The organism is Bacteroides muris (ex Fokt et al. 2023) (genome assembly GCF_024704895.1).
Classification (GTDB): domain Bacteria; phylum Bacteroidota; class Bacteroidia; order Bacteroidales; family Bacteroidaceae; genus Bacteroides; species Bacteroides muris.
This window is the reverse complement of sequence record NZ_JAMZEE010000111.1, coordinates 1-683: the sequence shown is the minus strand read 5'-3', so window position 1 is coordinate 683 and position 683 is coordinate 1. Positions and strand designations below refer to the sequence as shown.

At 55.5% G+C, this 683-nt stretch carries 1 pseudogene; it reads left to right on the top strand.

Going from position 1 to position 683, the window contains the following annotated elements:
- Positions 1–683 (top strand): annotated as a pseudogene (locus tag M1B78_RS18470) (hypothetical protein); the annotation flags it as partial.

Below are 683 nucleotides of genomic sequence, written 5' to 3'. Positions count from 1 at the left end.
GGTGTCACGGAGAGCTACAATGTCAATACGGGTGTGATAGCGTTTACCGTGGCTTCCGGCATTTCGATGCCTGCACGTTCAGAGGTCAGGATAACCGTTACGGCTACGGTACAGGATACGGACATAAGCCGTGAGCTGGTATTCTCCGTTGCCGGGGTGCGTGCCGGTAATCCGGGCAGTGATGCGGTGCTCTATAGACTGGTGCCTTCCGTATCTTCGGTAAGCAAGCGGAAGGACGGCACTTATAGTGTGGCAAGCGTGTCATGTACACGCACCAAGTCTGTAGGCGGTAGCACTTCCATCACGACGGATGGCGTACTGAAATACAGCAAGGACGGAGGCGCAGAGGTCGAGATACAGAACGGAACGGCCATTTCCCCGAAGAACTTCACGACGCAGCTGCAGTTCGTTTATTATGTGGGTGGGCAGGTCGTGGACCGGGAAACTATACCCATGGTCGTGGACGGTGCTGACGGTAATCCTGGTACACCGGGTGGTGACGGCGAATCCGTCAAGGCTGGCGGTGAGTGGCGCACGGCTAATACTCCATATAAAAAGCTCACCATCTGTACGATGGGGAGTCGCTCCTGGCTCTCCAAGGTTGATACTTCGAATCCACCTCTATGGACTCAGACAACTCATGACGGGAGGCGAATCACTCAGACCCAGAACGGCGGCAAGTC